We start from the raw sequence: 22,006 nt of genomic DNA, 5'->3' as shown, positions 1-22,006 counted from the left end.
GGAATTTTTTACAACATATAAAATCAGGAAATGGGAAGAGCATTTGAATTTAGGAAAGCAAGAAAAATGAAACGTTGGTCTGCAATGGCTAAAACTTTTACCAGAATTGGTAAAGACATAGTTATGGCGGTAAAAGAAGGTGGACCGAATCCTGAAACCAATTCTCGTCTACGTGTAGTTATCCAAAATGCAAAGGCTGCAAACATGCCTAAGGATAACGTAGCTCGTGCAATTAAAAAAGCATCAGACAAAGATACTGCAAACTATAAGGAAGTTTTATTTGAAGGATATGCTCCTCATGGAATTGCCATTGTAGTAGAAACTGCAACAAACAATAACAACAGAACAGTTGCTAACGTAAGAGCGGCATTTAATAAATGTAACGGAAACTTAGGAACTTCTGGATCGGTTGTATTTATGTTTGATCATGTAGTAAACTTTAAAGTGAAAGAAGAATCTTTAGGAATGGACTTGGAAGAATTCGAAATGGAAATGATCGATTTCGAAGTTGAAGAGGTTTTTACAGATGACGAAGATAACAGCGTCATGTTGTATGCTCCATTTGGACAATTCGGTGCAATTCAAGGATACTTAGAAGAGAACAATATTGAAATTATTTCGTCTGAATTTGAAAGAATACCTACAACAACAACTAAGCTTGGAGAAGAACAACAAGCTGACGTAGAGAAACTTTTAGAGCGTTTAGAAGAAGATGACGATGTAAATCAAGTTTATCACTCGATGGAGATGTAAACATAGAAAACATACTATTTTTAATAAAACCCGCTAGTAAACTAGCGGGTTTTATTTTTTATGATCAATCTTAAAAAAGCTTATGATTTTTTCTTTGTTTGTTGTTCATCTTATGGTACTACATCACAGAACATGAATTAGAACTAAAGTTCCTGTTATCCGGAATATTAAACTGAGAAACAGGTATATTTGTTTTGATATAACTAGTTGTAAGTAATTTAACGCATAAAATGAAAAAGTTGATATTTATGGGAATTTTATCGCTATTTGGATTTAATAATTCGATTCCAAAGAATCCTACTTTTGAACAGCAATTAGAGGTATTTAAAGAATTAGGCTTCGAATTGAATAATGGAACTAATAAATCTGATATTGAGCGTTGGGAAAAACAAGAATTCCTCGATGAACCTTTTACTCTAATGTATATAACACTTGGACAGACAATCGAGAGAGAGCCTTGGACACCTCTAACAAATAAATGCTGGGACTTTGACACTGAAGCGATTGAAGACCACGGTTCTTATATTGAAATTTTTGAAAATCTTGAACGAATTACAAGAGGAAAATTAAAATTTGAAAACGTAAAAGACTATGTTAACATCGAAGAAGGAAAGGCTTGGGTTTCATTTACATTTAGTGGAAAAGATTATAAATGGAATTTGGAAGTTGATGATGATTGGGTTGATACTGATTTATTTTCAAAAGTAGTTGAGCTAACAGAAAAAGTGAAATCTAAAGGAAGATATACATATTTTGATACTGGAGGACAAAATGCAGTTATAGGTTTTGAGACAGAGAAAAGTTTAAAAGAAATTAAAAATAGAACTAGTCTGAAAATTGAATGGCTTGAATAAAAACTACTTACAATAACACCTAAACTGCATTAAAACGCAGCTTAGCCAAAACGTTGCCATTAATTTAAAAATAGAACGAAATTGACAATTAAAAAAGTAAAAGATAAAATTTCAAAAGACACTACTGTTTTTACTGTTGGTGGATTTAGACCTAAAAATACTATTCAAGAAAGTTGGATTGGAAAAGTTTCAGCTTACAAAGCTGAGGAAACTATTCCAATTGACAAGAAGGGAGAATTGATGCTTCCTTTAGCTCAAATTTATATCCCGAATTTACCATTCATTCATCCGAAAATATCAAGTACAAAAATATTGACTGTTTTTATCTCAAATGAATATCCAGAATGTTTGGAAAAAATGGGAGAAAATTGGGTAATAAGAGAATACAAAAGTTTAGACGAAATTAAAATTAAAGATTTATCAAACTCTAAGTCTTATATAAAGCCGTTTCCTCTAAAAGCAGAAAAAAGACAAGATTGTCCAATTTGGGATGGTGGTGGTTTATCAGAAGAATTAGAAGATGAAATACTCGAACTGGAAAATAATGGAGAAATTGAAGATTATTATGATATAGCTGACTTTCATCAGTATGAGCATAAAATAGGTGGATTTCCTTCCTATTGCCAATCTGGAATTGGAATTTACGATGGATTTGGTGATGGATTTGAGTTTGTATTTCAAATTACATCTGACGAAAAAATAAACCTTAATGTAATCGACAATGGAAGTCTAATGTTTGCTAAAAACGAACAGACTAATGAATGGAGTTTATATTATGATTTTTATTAAACGAATAATAAACTACAGGCAACAATGTATAACAAATCATCGACACCTAACGGCAAGCTAAACTTAATACAATAAACGTTGTTAATCATTAAGAAAAACTCATTATTTTGAATAAAAAGTCATTAATCATAATTGGATTTATAGCCATTGGAATTTTATCATTTCTAAAAATAAATAATGACTTTTTGATGCTATGGAATACCAACGAGGTAAATGTTGAAACTGAAAGTCCGTTGACATCAGAAAAAGTAAAGATTGAATTCGGAATTAGTGTTAATACCATTAGCAGAACAAATGATATGGTTTTATTCTCTGATAGAGAAAGGTATACAACAATCTACGATGGAAAACAGTTGAATGAAATTATAAATGAATATGGTGAAAATGATTTCCTTATAACTTATGATAACGAATTTTATTATTCATTTCGTCAATTCAAGTTTAATAGAAAGCATCAGCACATATATGATTTTAGAATTTCAAAACAAGTCAATGACATTGTCTTGAGAGTAGAAATCAAAGGAAAAGACGGAATGAAATTTGAAAGGAAAATGCTAAAAATAGAAGAGGCTGAAAAGTATGTTTGTAACACACCAATTGCAAGTAAAGGAAAAGTATATAATATGATAGAATTAAAGAAAGAATAACAAAACGAACACACAATACCGCAATAATTATCTTTACGTAACAATGGAAATGATTCGTGTACTTTGCCCACAAAAAATCATACACAAATAGTTAGCTACAATTGAAAAATGAAATATTTTAATAAATACATATCCTTAAGAGAGGAACTTTGGATAGAATTTGAAAACCTCGTAAAAAAAGGAGCAAAATTCCCAGAATTACTTGATGTTACGTATCCAAGAGATGAAAACCCTATAGGTTTATCCTTAACAACTGATGGAGATAGTTGGTTTTATGCTAAAGAGTTAATTGCGGATCCTGATTTCAGTCTCCATATTGGTGAAGATATTATTGTAGGTACATCTCAGGTAACATTTATTGACAATTATGGTAAAAGACATCAAATTGAACCAGACATTCTAGATTTATATTGGTTAAGTCAATTATTGGATAGCTATGAAAAAATTTGATGATAAAGGAGAACTATTAAGTCATTTTTATAATTATAGAATTGTTACATGTCCAAAATGTACTAAACCAGTTGATTTTTCAAACTTGAAAGTCACTTGTACTCATTGTGGTTACAATAAAGAATTAAAACCTATGGATTCTTCCTCTAAACTCGCTCCTTTAACAGTGGACATGGAAATTTTTCTAAAAACACCTTGTTGCGGAAATACTCTATGGGCAATAAACCTAGAGCATTTAGATTTTCTTGAAAGATATGTCGAATCTGATTTAAGAGAACGGATTCCAAACATCAATAAAAGTTTAGCTAGTCGACTTCCTCAATGGATTAAAAATAAAAAGAACCGCAATGAAATATTAAAAGGAATTACGAGATTGCGATTGAAACTAAAAGACAATAATTATAAATCTAGTCAACCAACTAAAACTGCATAATAAATAACAGCCTCTCATCGAAATGTTCCAATTTTATACTGCGCATTAGAACAAATTAAAAGAATGAAAAAACTACTCTTAATAACAATACTCTTATCTACTCAACTCATTTTTTGTCAGGATGATTGTAATACTGAAATTCTGAATGAGAAAGTTCAAATAACCCCTAATGATAAAGAAAGCTTATTAACATTTGCTCAAAAACTGAATTCACTTGAAAGGTGCGGGTTAGATAAAACAGATTTAGAAATATTTAATAATAGTCCTATTATGACTAGTATTATGATGGACATATTGGCTAAGGAAAATACCGAACCTTATACATACCAAACAATATTAGATAAACTATTATTAATTACAGAAACAGAAAATTATCAAAAAAACATCAAGCCTAGATATAAAACATTAATTGGTTTCACTAAAAAAAAGGCTCATATTAAAAATTGGGAATCGGATAAACTAACACTTAAAAAGTTAGAAATACCAGAAAAATATATCGAGAAACTATTCAATGAATTAAAAAACAGCTCTGATAAAGACCAAACCTATAAACAAATACTCGAAAGAATTGAGACCAACAATACCCCAAAAAACAATATAGAGTTTCAACCTGTTGAATACAATCAGGACAAAATTTTTGAAAACTATGGTGAAATAGATTATGAAAAGATTTTAGAAAAAAGTAAAACAAATAAAAAACCAATTTTACTATATTTCACAGGTTACGCTTGTGTAAATGCAGTTAAAATGGAACAAAGGGTATTATCACAAAAACAAATAATTGATAAGTTAAAAACCGACTTCAATTTTGTTAGTGTTTATGTTGATGATAATAAACCTCTACCTGAAAAGAAATGGGTTACATCGAGAAAAGGCAAACTTATAAAAACGGTAGGTAGAAAAAACTATGAATTACAAATAACTAAATTTAAATCAGGAATTCAACCTTACTTTGTGATCATAGATGGAAACGGAGAAATTATAAAAAGTCAAGGATATTCAGATTTAGATACTTTTACTAAATTTATTGAATAACTACTTACAATAAAATTGACTACAATTAATACTTCCTTTGCCTTTAATTCAGAGTTGTATCTAATTTGAATATGAAAAATACCATATTATTATCTTTTCTAGTATTTATAAATTGCTCTAATGTAGAGCAAAAAGAAAAAATAGAAAATGTAAAAAAAACAATCGAATTATCAATAAAAAGAAGTTCTTCTTGCGTTAATAAAATGATTCGCGCAATTAATGAGAAAAAATTGAAAGGGATTGACAATACAAATGAATTAAAAGATCTTTATGATAAATCCTATATAACTATCAAAGCTTGTAGAAAATTAATTGAAGATTTAGAAAATATAGATTCTAAAATTGACTTACAGAAAGAAGGGCTATCTTATATAAAATTCTGCGAAAATGGATTAACAAAATTTTTCAAACCCATAATTGAAACTAGTATGCAAAATTTAAGTAATAACACAAAGTTGTTAAGAGAAATGTTTGTTTTTATACAATCAGGTCTTGAAACTTCCCAGAAAATGAATGATAGTTTATTAGAATTTTGCCAAGAACATGGATTAAAAAAAGAGATAGAGGAATTTGATAAAACCAAGTTTGATGATAAGATATCTGAGATCGAAAAAATTGTTAAGTAAAAAAACAAAAGCTTACAAAACCTATAGTTAATTACGTTTGTTACGAAGTTTCGGGACCTCAGAAGAAATTCAATCTTATAAATTATCTTTCAACAACAAAGGAAAAGAACACACACAAATACAATGTGACAAACTAGAAAAAGTTAATGGGGAAACTAAAGTGCAAGTGCGGACATATAATTGTAGATCAGACCGACAATCTTAAATACAAAGGGTATATTTTGCCAGATATTTATGTTGATGAAGTTTCAGACAACTTGACTAATAACATAGACTCTTTACTAACAGCAATTAAAAACGGAAAAAGATTAGAATGGATTAAAAACAACTTTGATGTTCCTTCATATCCAACGAATCTAAAAGAATCTTCAATGATTCACGATTCACTTAATATAATAGATAAAACTCAGGTAATTTTTGAATGTGAAAATTGTGGTAGAATTGCGATTGAAATTGGACAGACAAATGAATTCAAATTCTTCAGTCCTGATTCTGATGAAAACAAAGGTTTATTAAATGGAGATTAAAAACTGTTGGAGGTGTAAAATGGAAGTTCCTATGCTCAATAAGGAAGAATTCGAAATTGCCTCTGCACTATATCAAAAAGGTTTTCGAGTACTGAAAAAAGACAGACAAGAAAGATTTAAAGAATTATTAGATTACTATAATAACCTAACTGGATTTAAAGAAACTGAACCGAATGCAATTATGCATCACTCACTTGAACAAATTGGACCTGACTGTGAAAAATGCGGAAAACCATACAGAACTCCCAAAGCTAAATTATGTGCAGCTTGTGGAAACAAAAGAATGTTAACTGAATGAAACAACTAAACTGTTTATGAAAAACCTACTTTTTATATTTATTTTTATTTCTATTATTTGTTGTAAAGCTCAAGAAAGGATTCCAAAAGAGCTGAAATACTCATTTGAATATCTTGATAAAAATTGGGAGAAGAAAGAAATTGAAATTTTTAAGAATATTACAGAAAATGATTCTACCACACCTAGAAAATATCACTTTGGTATTGGAATGCACTTAAGAAATAATCTCTTGAGACATAATGAACAATCAAAAAATCTAACCAATTTTTTCAACTCCATCGGAATTCGTCATTACGATGATATGTCCTCAATAATTCTGACTTCTTATCACAGATATTTAAATAATCAAGATATAGAATTACAATCACAAGTCGATAAATATGTGGAATATTGGAAACCAATAATTGAATGTCAAAAGAATATGAAATTAAAAGCAGTTAAGCTTTATAACAAATATAAAACTGGAGACACTTTAAGCATAAAAATGCCTGTTGGCGAGAATAATAGCGTTATAGATTATCCTTGCTCAAACGGAACTTTAGAGTGGATATTTAATGAATCAAAAGACCTTTTTATAAGGGGAGTAATTACTGATAAGTATAATATTAACAGTGATACAAATGTGTTTTTTAAAGTTAAAATTTTAAATAAGAATCATCCAGAAACTAAAATCATGATGGAAGAAGTAAATATTGGAGATGAATTCAATTTTACGCTTTCGACCTTTTGGAGAATAGAATAAACCTACGTGTAACATTAGATGAAACAACACATTGAAGAAATATCTGATCTAATCGAAAATAAAAATATTCGATATGAAATTCATTCTTTTGATTCTAACGCTTATATAATAGACATTTGGATAAATAATGGATTTTATTGTATACAATTATTTGATTACAAATTTGGTATAAGTAAAGTAACAGAAGAAATTGATTTTAACACGATACCCGACAAGACATTTAATGAGTGGGAAGATTTTAAATTCGAATTAGAAAAAATAATTAATGAATAAACCTAATTTCTTATTCTTACTACTTGGAGCAAGTTATGCTTCAATCAAGTTCGCAAAAGAATTTGTAAAAAATGATTTAAAACCTGAATTCAAGTATGATTTAGAACTGGACATTTCTCCAAATAAATTCATCAACAAAACATTATAGTTAATTTGAAAAATTGAATGGGATTAGATATTTACTTAATAAAAATTGTACCAGAACCAAAGTCAAAATACGATTGGTTAACCGATAAAGAAAACCCTGAATTAAGAGCTTATTTTTCGAAGTTCTTATCAACTCGTAAAATTGAATTGGAAAATGGTGAAGTTGAATTTGAAATAGGATATCATACCTTAGATATTGCTTACCAACGAAAAGGAGTAACCTCAAAATTTTTTAAGTTATTCAAAACTGATGACTTTATTTTCTCTTTTGACCAATTATTAAAGCTAAGAGATTGCATTGACAAAGAACATCTAAAATCTTTTGAAGAGAATTTTATGCAAAAATTTAAAGAAAATGAAAATTTCATTCTGCTTTGTTATTAAATGAAACTAAATAGAATCCTAATCTATAAAAATGAAAGAAATTGAAATTGAAATTGAAAGAATGATACATTTTCTATACAGAATGAATATGTATATCGTAAATATCAACAAAGAAAACATTGTTTCTTTTGTGCACGGCGTTGATATAGGAAAGCTTGATGGTCCCTTATGGACTAAATCCTTAAACGATTTTATAACAAAAAAACATGGCATTAATGGAAAAGCTTTAGGATGGTCTTATCAAATTGATTTATACATTAGAAAAGAAAAACTTAAGTGGAGTGAAGGCTTTAAAAATTTAATGATAGAGATGATTCTTGAATCAGATCAAATAGAATTGACAGAAAAAATAGTAAAACAATACAAATACATGCTAATTAAAGATATTGATATAGAGCAAAAACGCAATAGTTGAAGTAAATGTATAATCAATTATTACTAACTTCCCTACCTAAAATCTTATTAATTATCTTAGAAAAGGTAAAACATAAAAACACAATCATTAATTAAAAAACGTTCTGCAATCAAAGAATTAAAACTAATTTCTATAAAGAGAATTACGCACAACAAAAACTCTCGAAAGAATAAAAACAGAAAATTGTATAAATGGACGTTGGAAAGAATTATTAGTACAAATAATTCTAATACAATAGAAATAGATTATTTCCCTTCTTCTTCTGAAAATGGCTTAATTCAAACATTAAAAACTGAGATTATAACTAAATTGAATTCTTGCAATGTATTTGATTTCGATTATATTCCATTTGAAAAAGATTATCTAAATATAACAAATCAAAAAAATGAAGATGAATATCTAAATCTTATTTTCTTGGAGGGAATATGGATAGAAGAGAAACACTTAAATGATTTAAGAAATCCAAACTTGGACAATTATAAAACCTTAGAAATAGGAGATCTTGAATTGCAATAAAATCTTCATCTCTATTATTCACCTCTTTTTACATAAAAACTTACCTCCAATCTTTTACTAATTCAAATTGTTTTATCAAATTTGCCAGCCTGAGAAAATCTGTAGCTATCAGTTTATCTCAAAGATTAAATCAAATTTTAAAAATTAAAACACTATGAAAAAAACACTGCTTTGTGTACTAGCATTTTTTATGTTTAGTTTTACCTCAACTTTAAACGCTCAAAAAGGAAAAGATACTAATACTCTTGAACTATCTATCACTTCATACTCCTATAAATACGGAAGTCTGGATTTAGATTTACAATTAAAAAATAATTCGGATAAATCAATTTTTATTATCATTCCAAATGATGGAACACATGGAACTCCTGAATTTTTTAATACTCAAACCTTTCCAAATATAGAACAATGTGAAATCAGTGAAACGGAAGTAAAACCTTTGACTCATATTATTGAAATTAAAGCAAATACTAAAAAAAGCTTTACCTACAAAGAAGCTTTTTCAGGAGCTTGTGAAGAGATCAGTGGAAAATCTATAGATTTCCAAGTATCCTATCAGTTTGATTCGTCAAACGAAGAATACATCAATTACTTAAAAAGAGTTTATGATAATGATAGTGCTAGCATCAAGCAATTTGAAAAACTATCAGACCTAAACTTGGAAAGTAATAGAGTTACAATTAAAATTCCGAAATAAGTTATGAAGTTCTAATTGGAATTAGAAATGGCAAACATGTACAAAATAAAAAAGCACCGTTTAAAACGGTGCTTTTCATTTAATTGACATCATTGTAAGCCCTAACTAACCGAACAAACTCACTTCGATATCCATCTTTATCAATTCCCTTTCCTTTTAAAGCTAATTCAACTACATCTTCTAAAGTTCCTGTATTTTTAAATTTTGAATTTCTTAATTGCATTCCAAACAAAGCAACCGACGATGCAAAATTCATATCTGTACTTGGAATAGTAATCTGATCTTTAACAACGCTTACCATTTCTATACTCTTTTTACCATCCGGCTTTTTATATCTGAATTTTACTGTTAGTAATTCATCATCATAACTCGACTTTGTCTTTTTCGTATACTTCAAATCGTACACTTCACTTAAAAACTCACTCTTAACTCCTACTGGAATTACTTCATACAAAGCAGTTACCGTATGTCCACTTCCTAACTCTCCCGCATCTTTTGTATCATCAATAAAATCTTCGGCATTTAACATTCTATTTTCATATCCAATTAAACGATATGCTTGTACTTTTTCAGGATTAAATTCTACTTGAATTTTCACATCTTTAGCAATAGTATGTAATGTTCCTCCAAACTCTTTTACGAATACTTTTTGAGCTTCTTGCATAGTATCAATATAAGCATGATTTCCATTTCCTTTATCTGCTAAAATTTCTAATTTATCATCTTTATAGTTTCCGTATCCAAATCCTAAAACCGATAAAAACACTCCTGATTTTCGTTTTTCTTCAATTAACTCTTCCATAGCTTTATTTGAAGTTCTTCCAACATTAAAATCTCCATCAGTTGCTAAAATCACTCTATTATTTCCTCTTTTTCTAAAATTCTTTTGAGCCAATTTATAAGCCAATTCAATTCCTTCTCCTCCTGCCGTAGAACCACCAGCTTCCAAATTATCTAAAGCTGCTAAAATCTTTTCTTTATTGCTTCCCGAAGTTGGCTTTAATACAACTCCAGCCGCTCCAGCATAAACTACAATTGAAACTCGATCTTCTTGTCTTAATTGATTTACTAGTAACTTAAATGCCTTTTTTAATAGTGGTAATTTGTTACTTGAACTCATTGATCCAGAAACATCAATTAAAAAGGTCAGATTTGAAGGCGGTAAATCTTCATTTTCGTAGGTTTTCCCTTGTAACCCAATCTTTACCAATTTTGTATCTGAATTCCATGGTGTTTTTACTACTTCTGTATTGATAGAAAAAGGATCTTTTCCTTGAGGTTGAGGATAATCATAATCAAAATAATTAATCATTTCTTCAATCTTAACAGCATCAGCAGCTATTTCTTGACCATTATTAATCATTCTTCTGATATTACTATACGATGCTTTATCAACATCAATAGAAAAGGTAGATAATGGAGAAGCAGACACATGTTCAAATTGATTTTCTTGAATTGCAGCATACGCATCTTGATTTTCTACTTGATAGCTTCCTCTTTTAGTTGTAATAACAATACATCCATTCTTCGCTGATTTTCCAAACAATTGTTTTGCCTTATATGGCTTGTACACATTTACACTTTCAATTTCTTTTTTGTCTAAATCTTTAACCACAAAGTTGTATTGTGGATTAACAGGTTTTCCATCTACGATATACAACGGATCTTTTGCATTGTACATATTAACTTTTGTATTAGGCTTTCCTGTTCCAACTCCTTTTACACTTTGCAGTTGACTTGCTATTTTCTGATGAAGTTTATTCACTTTCCTAGGTCGAGAAACAAAACTACTGGATGTAGTATACGCTGATTTTTTAGTTGATCCATATGCCGTAACTACAACTTCATCCAAAACATTATCATCAGGTTTTAATAAGACATCAATTGTTTTTTTACTTCCAACTTTTCGTTCTTCGGTTTTCATCCCTACAAAGAAAAACACCAAAATATCTGTGTTAGAAGCCTTTATAACATATTTACCATCAAAATCGGTTTCTGCTCCGTTAGTAGTTCCTTTTACTAAAACTTGTACTCCTGGTAACGGACCACTTTCATCTGAAACTATTCCCGTAATTGTTTTTTGTTGCGCTTGTATTAACGATAAGCTACTTATCAGTAATACGAATACCATTTTTTTTATCATAGTCTATTAGTTTATTGATGATAAAACTATTGATATATATGTTTTTAGGAAATCGGGAATTAGTTAACGGAATTATTCTTTCAGTAAACTCTATTGTAGAATGAGTTAAAGTGAAACTGAAATATTCAAATCTTACAATTCTATTTAAACATCTCATAACCTAAATCACCTATACTCAAATTTGTTACGCTTAAGGTTATTGTTCTTATTCTCTTTATATAGTCTTTTAAATTTATTAGAAAATTTACTAACTAAAATAACATCCCATGTCACATGCAAATGAATCTTTTTTAAGATCGCCACAACTATTAACATTTAATAAAAGTCAGGATCGTTCCAATTCAAACAACATCAAGTTAATTGTTATTGGCCAAGGAACTTTTGCCTTAAAAACAACTAATTCCGACGGATTCGAAATTAAACTCGTTGCAAAGGAAAACGCTTTATTGTTCTCAATTAACAAGCACAACTCTCAATTATTTAGTGTAATTGATGGTAAAAAAGAATTACTGACTGAATCTAATCAGGTTATTCTTGATCAAGATATAGACGCTACATACTGGGTAAGTTTAAATGGACTAAATGGAGTTTTTAAATTCGGAATTGGAGAAGTTAGAAATGATTTAACTCAATTTGAATTTGAAACCAACTTAAAATGGGTTCATAATATTGATACTATTGAACCATCTGACAATACGGAACCTGTGACACTATATAGAGATCCGATAGTATATGATCCTTCTTTAAAAATTATTTCAACGGATGAAATAACTATTGAAGACATTGCTTTAAATAATTATGTTGTTCCTACAGATTTAACCGAAAGCTGTCAAAAATTATATAATAACATCTCAGGTAAAAACTTTAAGTTAAATACTTCAGACTTTCCTGATTTTACTGATGCCATTGAATATAGTATTAAAACTCCTGGATGCTGGTGTTATGAAACATTAAAGGAAAAAGCTGATGAATTCGGAGAGGAAAATCCTGATGAAACCTACTTAAGAATTACTTTAGGAGCGAATCAAGGTGATTCTCCTGGAATACCGTATGTTATTGAAATATGGCCGCCAAATCATTATTCTCCAATTCACAATCATGGTGATGCCAATGCCGTAATTAGAGTTCTACACGGAGAAATAAACGTTTCTTTATTCCCTATGTTATCAGAATATCATAAAACACCTTTTAAATCTGCAACATTTAGAAAAGATGAGATCACATGGATTAGTCCTAGATATAACCAAATTCATCAGTTACATAATAAAAATATAGGCGGACCATCTTGTATTACCATTCAATGTTATATGTATGGAGAAGCAAACACAAAACATTACGAGTATTTTGATTATTTAGAAAACACAAATATTGAACAGTTCACCCCGAATAGTGATGCTGATTATTTAGTATTTAAAAACATTATAAAAGAAGAATGGAATAATAAAAATCAACATGTGACTCAACCTCTTTTAGCATATCAAAACTAGATATGTATTAACATTACGTAGTTATTTTTACTACTAATAACATCTTGTTTTAGTTATACTTAACCCCAAAAAGAATAAGTGACATTTTTTTTTTAGATTTACGAGAAAGAAAAACTAACAAAAAAGATAATCATGATTTTTTATGGAACTAAAGGCGCTCATTTAAAGAGCGAAAAAGTTAGCGTGACAAAGTGTGCTCACTGCGAACAACAAACAACTTACACAGTAAGTATTTTCGGAAGATATGCCTATTTGTATTGGATACCTGTTTTCCCACTACCCAAAAAAGGTGTTGCCGAATGCGATAACTGTAAAGTTACTTTAGAGCCTAAACAAATGGATGATCATTTACGATTAAAGTATGATAACGTTCATAGAGATACAAAAACACCAATCACCTATTGGATTGGTTCTTTAATTTTATTAGCCGTAATTGCTTTTGGAATTTACTCGGTGAACCAGCACGAAAAAGATGTTATAGAATATATTAAAGCGCCACAAGCTGGAGATATAGTTGAATATAAACCATCAGACTTTTATTCTACTTTAAAAATAACTCGTGTAGAAAATGACTCAGTTTATTTTGCTCAAAACACTTATGAAATAGAAAGACAGAGCAAGTTATATAAAATTGATAAAGCTTCTAATTACACTGAAGAAGTGTACGGAATTTCTTTGAGTGATTACCAGAAAATGTTTGACACTAAAGAGTTTTTAGATGTAGACAGGTAATCGTTAAAGATTATTTAATAATTAAATCCAATGTTTTCGAACGTTGGATTTTTTTTGTTTCCGTTTCTATAAATTCCTCAACAAAAAAAACTTCTTTAGGAATTTCATACTTAGTTACATCCTTATTTTTAGAAATAACATTTAACAACTTCTCAACGTTAATTTCACCTTCTTTATCCTCAATGATTAAGACTAACTTCTCTCCTAACAATTCATCAGTAATTCCTGCTACAAAAAATCGATTCTGAATTACCTTTGATAGTTTATGTTCAATTTTCTCAGGATGTAATTTAATTCCTCCAGAATTAATCACGTTATCGTATCTACCCAACCATTCAAACTCATTTTCAGAAACTAATTGTACCACATCATTAGTTACCACAAGGTCCTTAGCAACTTTCGAAGCGTTTATAATTAAGCATCCTCTAGAATCTACACTGATATCTACATTTGGTAAAATCTTATAAAAAGCAGGAACTGTATTAAAGTGATTTAATTTTTTAACTGCTATATGAGTAATAGTTTCCGTCATTCCATATGTGGCATACACTTTAGTCTGAACGTCTGAAATTTGTTGTTTTAATGTTTCTGAAACTACACCTCCACCAACAATTAAACTTTTTACTTTATGCAGTTCTTTCAACGAATTTTGAAGCTGCATTGGAACCATTGCCGAGAAATCGTAATTTTTATCAACTCCTTTCAAAGGATTAGATACAGGCTCTACAACATCAATATTCCAACCTAAAACCATTGCTCTAACCAACATCATTTTTCCTGCGATGTACTCCGAAGACATACAGAGTAACGCTGTGGTATTTTCTTTTAAACTAAAAAACTCTCCCGTTGCTTTAGCAGAGTTTATCATATGATCTTTTTGTAGTTTGATTGGTTTCGGCTTTCCCGTTGATCCGGAAGTTTGAACTATTACAAAAGCATCATCATTAAACCAATCTTCTAAAAAAGCTTTTACAGAAGACGAAAATTGATCCGCATATTCTAAAAGCTCATGCTTCGTTTGGAAATTATTTCCGTTTAATTTAAAACGAGGATGTGTTTTTATGAAATCCATTTATAGATTTTAAACGATACCTTCTATTTCATTAATTGGATCTATATCAGTTGGTCTTTCTACTTTACCCATTATCTTCTCTTTCCAATTATTCCAAGAATACTTTTTAGCAAAAAGCAACAATAACAAAGGATAGAATATGAATACTGGAATTAAAATATTTATATACACATTTGGTTCAGAAAGATCTTTAAATATTGAATTCGTTTGGAAGGCTGTCCAATCTGCTGTTACCAATAAAGCACCTATCAAATTATTAGCAGCATGAAATCCTAAAGCCAATTCCAATCCTTCATCTAATAGCGTAATAATACCTAAAAACAATCCAGTCCCTATGTAATAAAGCATTACAACATTTCCAAATTTACCAACTTCTGGATTTGCAAAATGTAAAAGTCCGAAAATTACCGAAGTAACAATCAATGGAATCATTCTATTTTTAAGCTTTGCTCCCATTCCTTGTAATAGATATCCTCTGAATAAATATTCCTCAAAACTTGTTTGTAACGGAATCATTAAAACACCAATTACTAATAAACCTAAAAACTTATTCGGTTTAAAATTCCATTGAAGCGCATCTGGATCAATTAAATAGCCTACAAAAACATAAGCGGCTGTAATTCCACCCCAGACAAAAAAAGCGAACCAAATACGTTTCCAATCTATCTTACTCCTTGAAGTTGTTAGTGATGTTAAGGATTGTCTATGAATAAATTTAACCCACAATAATAACACAGCAAGAAAAACGACAAAGGTTGCTAACGATTCAATCAGCATTAAATTTTCTCCTTTTTTTGCTATTTCATCTCTGATTACTTGACCTTGATCGATATCAAACATTTCAATAGCAATCATATTGAGCACAACCATTCCAATAAATAAAACTGGAATAACGGTATACTTCCAAAATCCTAAATCGCCTTTATATGCTTGTTGTATGTAGTTCATTTTTAACTTAAATTAAATTCCCAATTGAGTTTTGGATCATACACCAAACTTCCTCGTTCCACATAAAGAGGGCTATCAAAATTATTTGTAAATAATCCTCCAGTTCCCAAACCTTGTGGCATGTTACTTTTTAACGTATAAGTCCACTGTGCAATGGCATTTAAACCAATATTACTCTCAAGAGCAGATGTAATCCACCAACCAATATTATTATTTTCAGAAATCTCTATCCATTCATTACTTCCACCAATTCCTCCAACTAGGCTTGGTTTTAAAATAATATATTGTGGTTGTATTGCTTCTATTAACTCTTCTTTTTTAGTCTTATGAAAAACACCAATTAATTCCTCATCTAAAGCAATGGGAAGCGGTGTAGTTTCGCAGAGTTTAGCCATTTCATTCCATTGACCTTGTTTAATTGGTTGTTCTATAGAATGTAATTTATACTTAGACAATTTTTCTAACTTTTCCAGTGCAGTATCCGGAGAAAAAGCGCCATTAGCATCAACTCTTAATTCTATATCTTTCTCAGAAAATTGTGATCTGATAAATTCTAATAATCGCAATTCCTCCTCAAAGTCAATAGCTCCGATTTTCATTTTTATACATGAAAATCCTTGTTCAATTTTATCCTGAATTTGGGTTTTCATGAATTGCTTATCTCCCATCCAGATCAATCCATTTATTGAAATTGGATTTTGATTTTTCGTAAAATCAGAAGGATATAATTCGAATTTATTCGAACTCTTTAATGATAAAAATGCTTGTTCTAAACCAAACTGAATTGAAGGATACTCAATAGTTTCCTGAAGTAACTCCTTTAAATCTAAGTTAATGTTTTCACATACCCAGTTCAACTTCTCTTCATAATCTGGTGTATCATCAATACTCAAACCTCTAAACAATCCACATTCTCCAACACCTTCGTTTCCGTCCTTACTTAATACTAAAAAGTAAGTTTCTTTAGTTCTTAAAACTCCTCTTGAAGTTCCGCTAGGTTGTTTAAAATTTAAAACGTACTTGTAGAATTTTGCCTTTATCAATCTTTTAATTTTTCTCTATGAATGATTTGAAATTATTTAGATGCTCTTGATCTTGTTCTTTTATTTTAGATTTAAAATATGGAAGAACACAACTGAACAAATATGAGTTACCTCTACAAATAGAATTATTCGTAATAGTAGTTACTCCATTATTAAAATTAAAAGTGTAATCATCTTTTTTAAACATTACATCTGTATTAAAAAACAGGGTAACTTTTTCATTCGGAACAAAAGCCATAATCTTTTCCCTTAATGTAATTTCTTGTCCCTTTGGATCACTCACAACCATTTTGTACGTACTACCCGTTTTCTCTGGTTTTACATCAATTGGTTCAATTGATTTTAACTCTGGAATCCAGTTGTTGATTTTTGAACTGTCATTAAAAACTGAAAACACTTCAGCTAATGGTTTATGAACTTCAACCTGTGTTGTGTAAGCTGTTTCTTTAAAAATTAATCCCGTTGACAAGAAAATAACCGCAAAGGCTATTATGATTCCTAATATAATTTTGATTCTCTTCATTCTTAAATTTCTACAGATGTGCCTATTTCTAGGATTAATAATTCTTTGTTTGCTTCGGTAAACTTTTTCTTAGCATCATCTACATTAATTTCAATTGGTGGAAATGTATTAAAATGACAACCAATTACTTTATCACAAGCTACTAAATCCGTAGCGATGATTGCATCTTCAACACCCATAGTAAAATTGTCGCCAATTGGTAAAATAGATGCTGTTAATTGAGTAGACATTGGAATTAACTTCATATCCATAGTAACTGCAGTATCACCTGCAACGTATAATGATTTATCACCTGCAGTAATTACAAATCCGCCCGGTTGACCTCCATAGCTTCCATCTGGAAAAGAAGAGGTATGTATTGCATTTACATATTTAGCAGAAAAAGATTCTGTTCTAAAAGTTCCTCCATGATTCAATGGATGTGCTTTGAAATCTTTTGCTGTATAGTGCATATAAATTTCATAATTAGATACAATTACAGCTCCAGTATTTTTAGCTACAGCTTCAACATCTAAAATATGATCTTGGTGTGCATGAGTTACCAATATATAATCAGCTTTAATTTGATTAATATCTATATGTGAAGCTTTCGGGTTTCCCGTAATAAAAGGATCTATTAAAATGTGCGTGTTGGCTATTTCGATACCAAAACAGGCATGCCCGTAAAATGTTATTTTCATGAATTAACTTAGTTGTTTGATGTTATTAGTAAAGTTACAAAACGTTTCCTAGCCCAAAAAGTATGGCAAATAAAAAAGTACTTAAAGCAACTTTCTTTAGTTCTCCATCCAAAAGCGCTTCTTCTTTATTATTGTAAACAAATATCAAATGTTTAATTAATGGCAAATAGGCGATTAGAAATAAAAATTGAAATGGACTTCTAAAGTGAATTACCACGTATAAAAGTGCAAATAAAAATGAGCTTGCAATTAAATAATAATGATAGTATTTAGCGAATTCAGCTCCTATTTTAACTACGAGAGTATTTTTCCCAACTTTCGCATCATTTACACGATCTCGCATATTATTAAGATTTAAAACCGCTGTACTTAATGCACCAATAGTAAATGCTGGTAAGAAAATAGTAAAGCTAACTTGCTTTGTGTATAAAAAATAAGTTCCTACAACTCCTAGTAAACCAAAAAATAGGAAAACAAATAAATCACCAAATCCACTATAACCATAAGCAGAATTACCTACTGTATATTTTATTGCCGCAACAATCGAGGCAATTCCTAAACCGAAAAACAATAGAGAAAACCCGAAATTATCTTTTCCGAAAGCAACATAAATTAATGCTATCGCAACCACCAAAGTGAAAATAGTAGTGACAATCATAGCTCTTTTCATTTGCTTCGGAGTAATAGCTCCTGATGCTACCATTCTTTCCTCTCCTTCTCTATTTTTATCTGTTCCTTTTATTCCATCTCCATAGTCATTAGCAAAATTCGACAATACTTGAAATCCAATAGTAGTTAGAATAGCCAACCAAAAGATTGGTGATTGATACAGTGGCGTTCTAATCACTTCAATTGTAGACTCCAAATTTTGATTTAATATTGTTGAAAACACATCATATGAACCTAAATAAGCTCCAACTATGATTCCTGAAACAGAAAGCGGCAAGGTTCTCAACCTGGCCGCTTTTATATAATTTTTAAACATGTATCTATTATAAAAATTCTAATCGTGTGATTTTTTTTCTCACGATATATTCTTTAAGCTTCGGAGAAAAGTATTCAAGGTTGGTATACGCTACTCTTACTTGAACTCCTTTTACATCTTTACCTAAATCAATTAATTTATCTGAACCTTCAAAGTTTGTTAACCATACAAACTTTTGTGTCTTACCATCAGTATCTTTAAGTTCTACAATAAACAAATCATCTCCACTTACTTTCCTTAAAGTTCCTTCTAAATAAGACTCGGCAGGAGTCTCTTCTTCATCTTCATAAATTTCGTCTCCGGCGATAGCCATTAAAACATCAGGACAAAATTTAACCATTCCTAATCCTACTTTCGCTCCCATCTTTTCACCTTCAGCTCTTCCTTTGGTTAAATCAAATACTATTCCTTCTTTAGCTAACTCGTCTTTATATTTTAAATAAGACTGCACCATCTGAACACCTAACTTTGCTGTTAAATCATCAGTAGACATATTTTTAAACTCCTTCTCGTTCTTATTAAAATACTCACAAATATCTTTTGCCATTTTATCTAATGCCGAATCTTGCGCCATTACATTTGCAAATGAGAATAATGAGATTAATAAGACCGTAATTTTCTTTAACATAGTTTTTATTTTATAAATTATTTGATTCTGCAATTAGTTCTGCGATATCTTTAACAACAATAGAATCTTCTTTTAAATGGAACTTCACACCATCCGTCATCATCGTATTACAATAAGGACAACCTGTTGCTATAATTTCTGGATTTGTTTCTAAAGCATCTTTTGTTCTTAAGATATTAATATCCATATCCCCTTTTTCAGGTTCTTTGAACATTTGCGCTCCTCCAGCTCCACAACATAATGCTGTAGATTTATTACGTTTCATTTCTGTAGACTTAACTCCTAATCGGCGAATTAAATCACGAGGTGTTTCATACACATCATTCGCACGTCCTAAATAACAAGGATCGTGGTATGTTAAACGTTTTCCTTTTAAGTTTTCACCTTCAATACTTAATCTACCATCAGCAATTAACTTGTTAATGTATTGCGTATGGTGATATACTTTATATTTCCCTCCTAAGCTTGGGTATTCGTTTTTTAAAGTATTGAAAGAGTGAGGATCACAAGTAACAATTGTTTTTACTTCGTAAGCATTTAAAATTTCAATATTTGTCATTGCTTGCATCTGAAATAAAAACTCATTTCCAGCTCTTTTAGCAGCATCTCCTGTTGAACTTTCTTCTGTACCTAATACTGCAAAATCAACATTAGCTTGGTGTAAAATCTTAACGAAAGATTTAGTTATTTTTTTGGCTCTATCATCGTAACTACCTGCAGCTCCTACCCAAAACAACACTTCTGGTTGTTTTCCTTGAGCCATCATATCTGCCATTGTTGGTACGTTCATAATATTGTATCGTTTAAGTTGATCTTTAAATTAAAATAAAAATTAGTTTGATAATTAAATTGAAGATTATTCGTCTTTCCAGTTTAATCTATCCATTTGACTATACTGCCAAGGCGCACCATTGTTCTCGATGTTTGTCATCATCATGTTCAATTCTTGTGGCGCAGCAGACTCTTCCATTACTAAATATCTTCTCATATCCATAATAATAGATAATGGATCGATATTTACAGGACATTCTTGAACACAAGCATTACAACTTGTACATGCCCAAAGTTCCTCTCTTGAAATATAATCATCTAATAATTGCTTTCCATCTGGCTTAAACTCACCTCCGTTAGCATCAATATTTTTTCCAACTTCTTCTAAACGATCACGTGTATCCATCATAATTTTACGAGGCGAAAGTTTCTTCCCTGTTAAATTTGCCGGACAAGAAGAAGTACAACGTCCACATTCTGTACACGTATATGCATTCATTAATTGCACCCAGTTTAAATCTGCAACATCTGAAGCTCCAAATTTTTCCGGAACCTCTTCCTCTGCTCCATCTTCTGGCATTGCATAAGGATCAGCTGAAGGATCCATCATCATTTTTACTTCATTCGTAACTGATTCTAAATTATTGAACTCTCCTTTAGGTTTTAAATTCGCAAAGAATGTATTTGGGAAAGCTAATAAAATGTGTAAGTGCTTTGAATAGTATAAATAATTTAAGAATATTAAAATTCCAACGATATGTAACCACCAAGCGGTTTTCTCAATCGTGTGAAGAGCATCATGTGAATAACCATCAAACCATGGCGCAATAAATTGTGAAATTACATTTCCTGCTCCTGCCTCTTGGAATGGTGTATCCGTCGCATTCATCACTAAGAAAAGCGTCATTAAAACGATTTCAAAGTATAAGATAATATTACCATCGTTTTTCGGCCATCCTTCCATTTCAGGATTCCAGAATCTTTTAATTTTTTCAATATTTCTTCTGAACCAGAAAATAATTACAGCAACTAAAACTAGTAATGCTAAAATTTCAAATGATCCTATTAAGAAACCGTATAACCCATTACCAATTATTGGTTGGAAGACACGGTGTGTCCCGAATAAACCATCGATAACGATTTCGAGCATCTCAATATTAATAAGAATGAAACCGATATAAACAACAATATGCAAAATTCCTGATACAGGTCGGCGAACCATCTTGTATTGCCCTAAAGCAATTTTAGCCATATTTTTCCAACGTTCTGGCTTTCTATCAGTTCTGTCTATATCCTTTCCTAATTTTATGTTGCGAATAAGTTTTCGAACATTCATTACAAAATACCCTATACCCGCAATTAAAATAATAGCAAAAAAGATGTTTGGTACGTATTTTTCCATGTAAAT

At 30.3% G+C, this 22,006-nt stretch carries 29 protein-coding genes; 19 read left to right on the top strand and 10 right to left on the bottom strand.

Annotation, left to right across the window (positions count from 1 at the left end; translation table 11 throughout):
• Positions 1-30: 30 nt before the first annotated feature.
• The 17 genes from ABNT61_RS17920 (at position 31) to ABNT61_RS17840 (ending at position 9,586) form a co-directional block, all read left to right on the top strand.
• Complete coding sequence (locus ABNT61_RS17920; protein WP_348744229.1) at positions 31-753, top strand: YebC/PmpR family DNA-binding transcriptional regulator; 723 nt, start codon at positions 31-33, stop codon at positions 751-753.
• Between the two features lie 230 nt (positions 754-983).
• A complete protein-coding gene (locus ABNT61_RS17915) occupies positions 984-1,607 on the top strand; it encodes a hypothetical protein (protein ID WP_348744228.1) in 624 nt (207 codons plus the stop codon).
• Positions 1,608-1,688: 81 nt separating this feature from the next.
• Positions 1,689-2,396, top strand: a complete 708-nt coding sequence (locus ABNT61_RS17910) for a DUF1963 domain-containing protein (RefSeq protein WP_348744227.1) — start codon at positions 1,689-1,691, stop codon at positions 2,394-2,396.
• 107 nt (positions 2,397-2,503) lie between these two features.
• Positions 2,504-3,043, top strand: coding sequence for a hypothetical protein (locus ABNT61_RS17905; RefSeq protein WP_348744226.1), 540 nt, complete (start codon positions 2,504-2,506; stop codon positions 3,041-3,043).
• A 108-nt stretch (positions 3,044-3,151) separates the two neighbouring features.
• Positions 3,152-3,493, top strand: coding sequence for a hypothetical protein (locus ABNT61_RS17900; RefSeq protein WP_348744225.1), 342 nt, complete (start codon positions 3,152-3,154; stop codon positions 3,491-3,493).
• Positions 3,480-3,926, top strand: a complete 447-nt coding sequence (locus ABNT61_RS17895; RefSeq protein WP_348744224.1) for a hypothetical protein — start codon at positions 3,480-3,482, stop codon at positions 3,924-3,926. The genes ABNT61_RS17900 and ABNT61_RS17895 overlap by 14 nt, the downstream gene beginning before the upstream one ends.
• 63 nt (positions 3,927-3,989) lie before the next feature.
• Positions 3,990-4,961, top strand: coding sequence for a thioredoxin family protein (locus ABNT61_RS17890; protein WP_348744223.1), 972 nt, complete (start codon positions 3,990-3,992; stop codon positions 4,959-4,961).
• 71 nt (positions 4,962-5,032) lie between these two features.
• Positions 5,033-5,587, top strand: a complete 555-nt coding sequence (locus ABNT61_RS17885; RefSeq protein WP_348744222.1) for a hypothetical protein — start codon at positions 5,033-5,035, stop codon at positions 5,585-5,587.
• Positions 5,588-5,733: 146 nt separating this feature from the next.
• Positions 5,734-6,114, top strand: coding sequence for a hypothetical protein (locus ABNT61_RS17880; protein WP_348744221.1), 381 nt, complete (start codon positions 5,734-5,736; stop codon positions 6,112-6,114).
• Positions 6,104-6,412 (top strand): hypothetical protein, encoded by a 309-nt coding sequence (locus ABNT61_RS17875; protein WP_348744220.1) that lies wholly within the window; start codon positions 6,104-6,106, stop codon positions 6,410-6,412. Before ABNT61_RS17880 ends, ABNT61_RS17875 begins: the two co-directional genes overlap by 11 nt.
• Positions 6,413-6,428: 16 nt before the next feature.
• Positions 6,429-7,154: a DUF6794 domain-containing protein gene (locus ABNT61_RS17870; protein WP_348744219.1), complete on the top strand. Its 726-nt coding sequence runs from the start codon at positions 6,429-6,431 to the stop codon at positions 7,152-7,154.
• A gap of 18 nt (positions 7,155-7,172) precedes the next feature.
• Positions 7,173-7,427, top strand: a complete 255-nt coding sequence (locus ABNT61_RS17865) for a hypothetical protein (RefSeq protein WP_348744218.1) — start codon at positions 7,173-7,175, stop codon at positions 7,425-7,427.
• Entirely contained in the window at positions 7,420-7,575 is a 156-nt protein-coding gene (locus tag ABNT61_RS17860) for a hypothetical protein (RefSeq protein ID WP_348744217.1), read from the top strand. Before ABNT61_RS17865 ends, ABNT61_RS17860 begins: the two co-directional genes overlap by 8 nt.
• Positions 7,576-7,592: 17 nt before the next feature.
• Complete coding sequence (locus ABNT61_RS17855) at positions 7,593-7,958, top strand: hypothetical protein (protein ID WP_348744216.1); 366 nt, start codon at positions 7,593-7,595, stop codon at positions 7,956-7,958.
• A gap of 31 nt (positions 7,959-7,989) precedes the next feature.
• Positions 7,990-8,373, top strand: coding sequence for a hypothetical protein (locus tag ABNT61_RS17850; protein WP_348744215.1), 384 nt, complete (start codon positions 7,990-7,992; stop codon positions 8,371-8,373).
• 183 nt (positions 8,374-8,556) lie between these two features.
• Entirely contained in the window at positions 8,557-8,889 is a 333-nt protein-coding gene (locus ABNT61_RS17845) for a hypothetical protein (protein ID WP_348744214.1), read from the top strand.
• A 154-nt stretch (positions 8,890-9,043) separates the two neighbouring features.
• Positions 9,044-9,586: a hypothetical protein gene (locus ABNT61_RS17840; protein ID WP_348744213.1), complete on the top strand. Its 543-nt coding sequence runs from the start codon at positions 9,044-9,046 to the stop codon at positions 9,584-9,586.
• Between the two features lie 79 nt (positions 9,587-9,665).
• Here the strand turns inward: ABNT61_RS17840 and ABNT61_RS17835 are convergent, their stop codons facing one another.
• Positions 9,666-11,729: a vWA domain-containing protein gene (locus ABNT61_RS17835; protein ID WP_348744212.1), complete on the bottom strand. Its 2,064-nt coding sequence runs from the start codon at positions 11,727-11,729 to the stop codon at positions 9,666-9,668.
• Positions 11,730-11,995: 266 nt separating this feature from the next.
• On the opposite strand from ABNT61_RS17835, the gene ABNT61_RS17830 reads away from it, so the two are divergent.
• Positions 11,996-13,216, top strand: a complete 1,221-nt coding sequence (locus ABNT61_RS17830) for a cysteine dioxygenase family protein (protein ID WP_348744211.1) — start codon at positions 11,996-11,998, stop codon at positions 13,214-13,216.
• A gap of 132 nt (positions 13,217-13,348) precedes the next feature.
• Positions 13,349-13,948 carry a hypothetical protein gene (locus tag ABNT61_RS17825; RefSeq protein WP_348713482.1) on the top strand — a complete coding sequence of 200 codons (600 nt, stop codon included), beginning with the start codon at positions 13,349-13,351 and terminating at the stop codon, positions 13,946-13,948.
• A 10-nt stretch (positions 13,949-13,958) separates the two neighbouring features.
• Here the strand turns inward: ABNT61_RS17825 and ABNT61_RS17820 are convergent, their stop codons facing one another.
• The 9 genes from ABNT61_RS17820 to ABNT61_RS17780 form a co-directional block, all read right to left on the bottom strand.
• A complete protein-coding gene (locus tag ABNT61_RS17820) occupies positions 13,959-15,020 on the bottom strand; it encodes an AMP-binding protein (RefSeq protein ID WP_348744210.1) in 1,062 nt (353 codons plus the stop codon).
• A 9-nt stretch (positions 15,021-15,029) separates the two neighbouring features.
• Entirely contained in the window at positions 15,030-15,968 is a 939-nt protein-coding gene (locus tag ABNT61_RS17815; protein WP_348744209.1) for a CPBP family intramembrane glutamic endopeptidase, read from the bottom strand.
• Between the two features lie 2 nt (positions 15,969-15,970).
• Complete coding sequence (locus tag ABNT61_RS17810) at positions 15,971-17,008, bottom strand: o-succinylbenzoate synthase (RefSeq protein ID WP_412766946.1); 1,038 nt, start codon at positions 17,006-17,008, stop codon at positions 15,971-15,973.
• Between the two features lie 7 nt (positions 17,009-17,015).
• Entirely contained in the window at positions 17,016-17,534 is a 519-nt protein-coding gene (locus ABNT61_RS17805; protein WP_348744207.1) for an SRPBCC family protein, read from the bottom strand.
• A 2-nt stretch (positions 17,535-17,536) separates the two neighbouring features.
• Positions 17,537-18,214 carry a metal-dependent hydrolase gene (locus ABNT61_RS17800; RefSeq protein ID WP_348744206.1) on the bottom strand — a complete coding sequence of 226 codons (678 nt, stop codon included), beginning with the start codon at positions 18,212-18,214 and terminating at the stop codon, positions 17,537-17,539.
• A 34-nt stretch (positions 18,215-18,248) separates the two neighbouring features.
• Positions 18,249-19,199 (bottom strand): 1,4-dihydroxy-2-naphthoate octaprenyltransferase, encoded by a 951-nt coding sequence (menA, locus tag ABNT61_RS17795; RefSeq protein ID WP_348744205.1) that lies wholly within the window; start codon positions 19,197-19,199, stop codon positions 18,249-18,251.
• Positions 19,200-19,206: 7 nt separating this feature from the next.
• Entirely contained in the window at positions 19,207-19,827 is a 621-nt protein-coding gene (locus tag ABNT61_RS17790) for a hypothetical protein (protein WP_348722065.1), read from the bottom strand.
• Positions 19,828-19,837: 10 nt separating this feature from the next.
• A complete protein-coding gene (locus ABNT61_RS17785) occupies positions 19,838-20,617 on the bottom strand; it encodes a (Fe-S)-binding protein (RefSeq protein ID WP_348744204.1) in 780 nt (259 codons plus the stop codon).
• 66 nt (positions 20,618-20,683) lie between these two features.
• On the bottom strand, positions 20,684-22,000 hold the full coding sequence (locus ABNT61_RS17780; RefSeq protein WP_348713473.1) for a 4Fe-4S dicluster domain-containing protein: 1,317 nt from the start codon (positions 21,998-22,000) through the stop codon (positions 20,684-20,686).
• Positions 22,001-22,006: the final 6 nt, after the last annotated feature.

The sequence above is a fragment of the Tenacibaculum sp. 190524A05c genome, assembly GCF_964036595.1.
In the GTDB taxonomy this organism is placed as follows: Bacteria; Bacteroidota; Bacteroidia; order Flavobacteriales; family Flavobacteriaceae; genus Polaribacter; species Polaribacter platacis.
The sequence above is the reverse complement of the archived record's forward strand: the minus strand, read 5'-3'. Positions and strand labels throughout refer to the sequence as shown.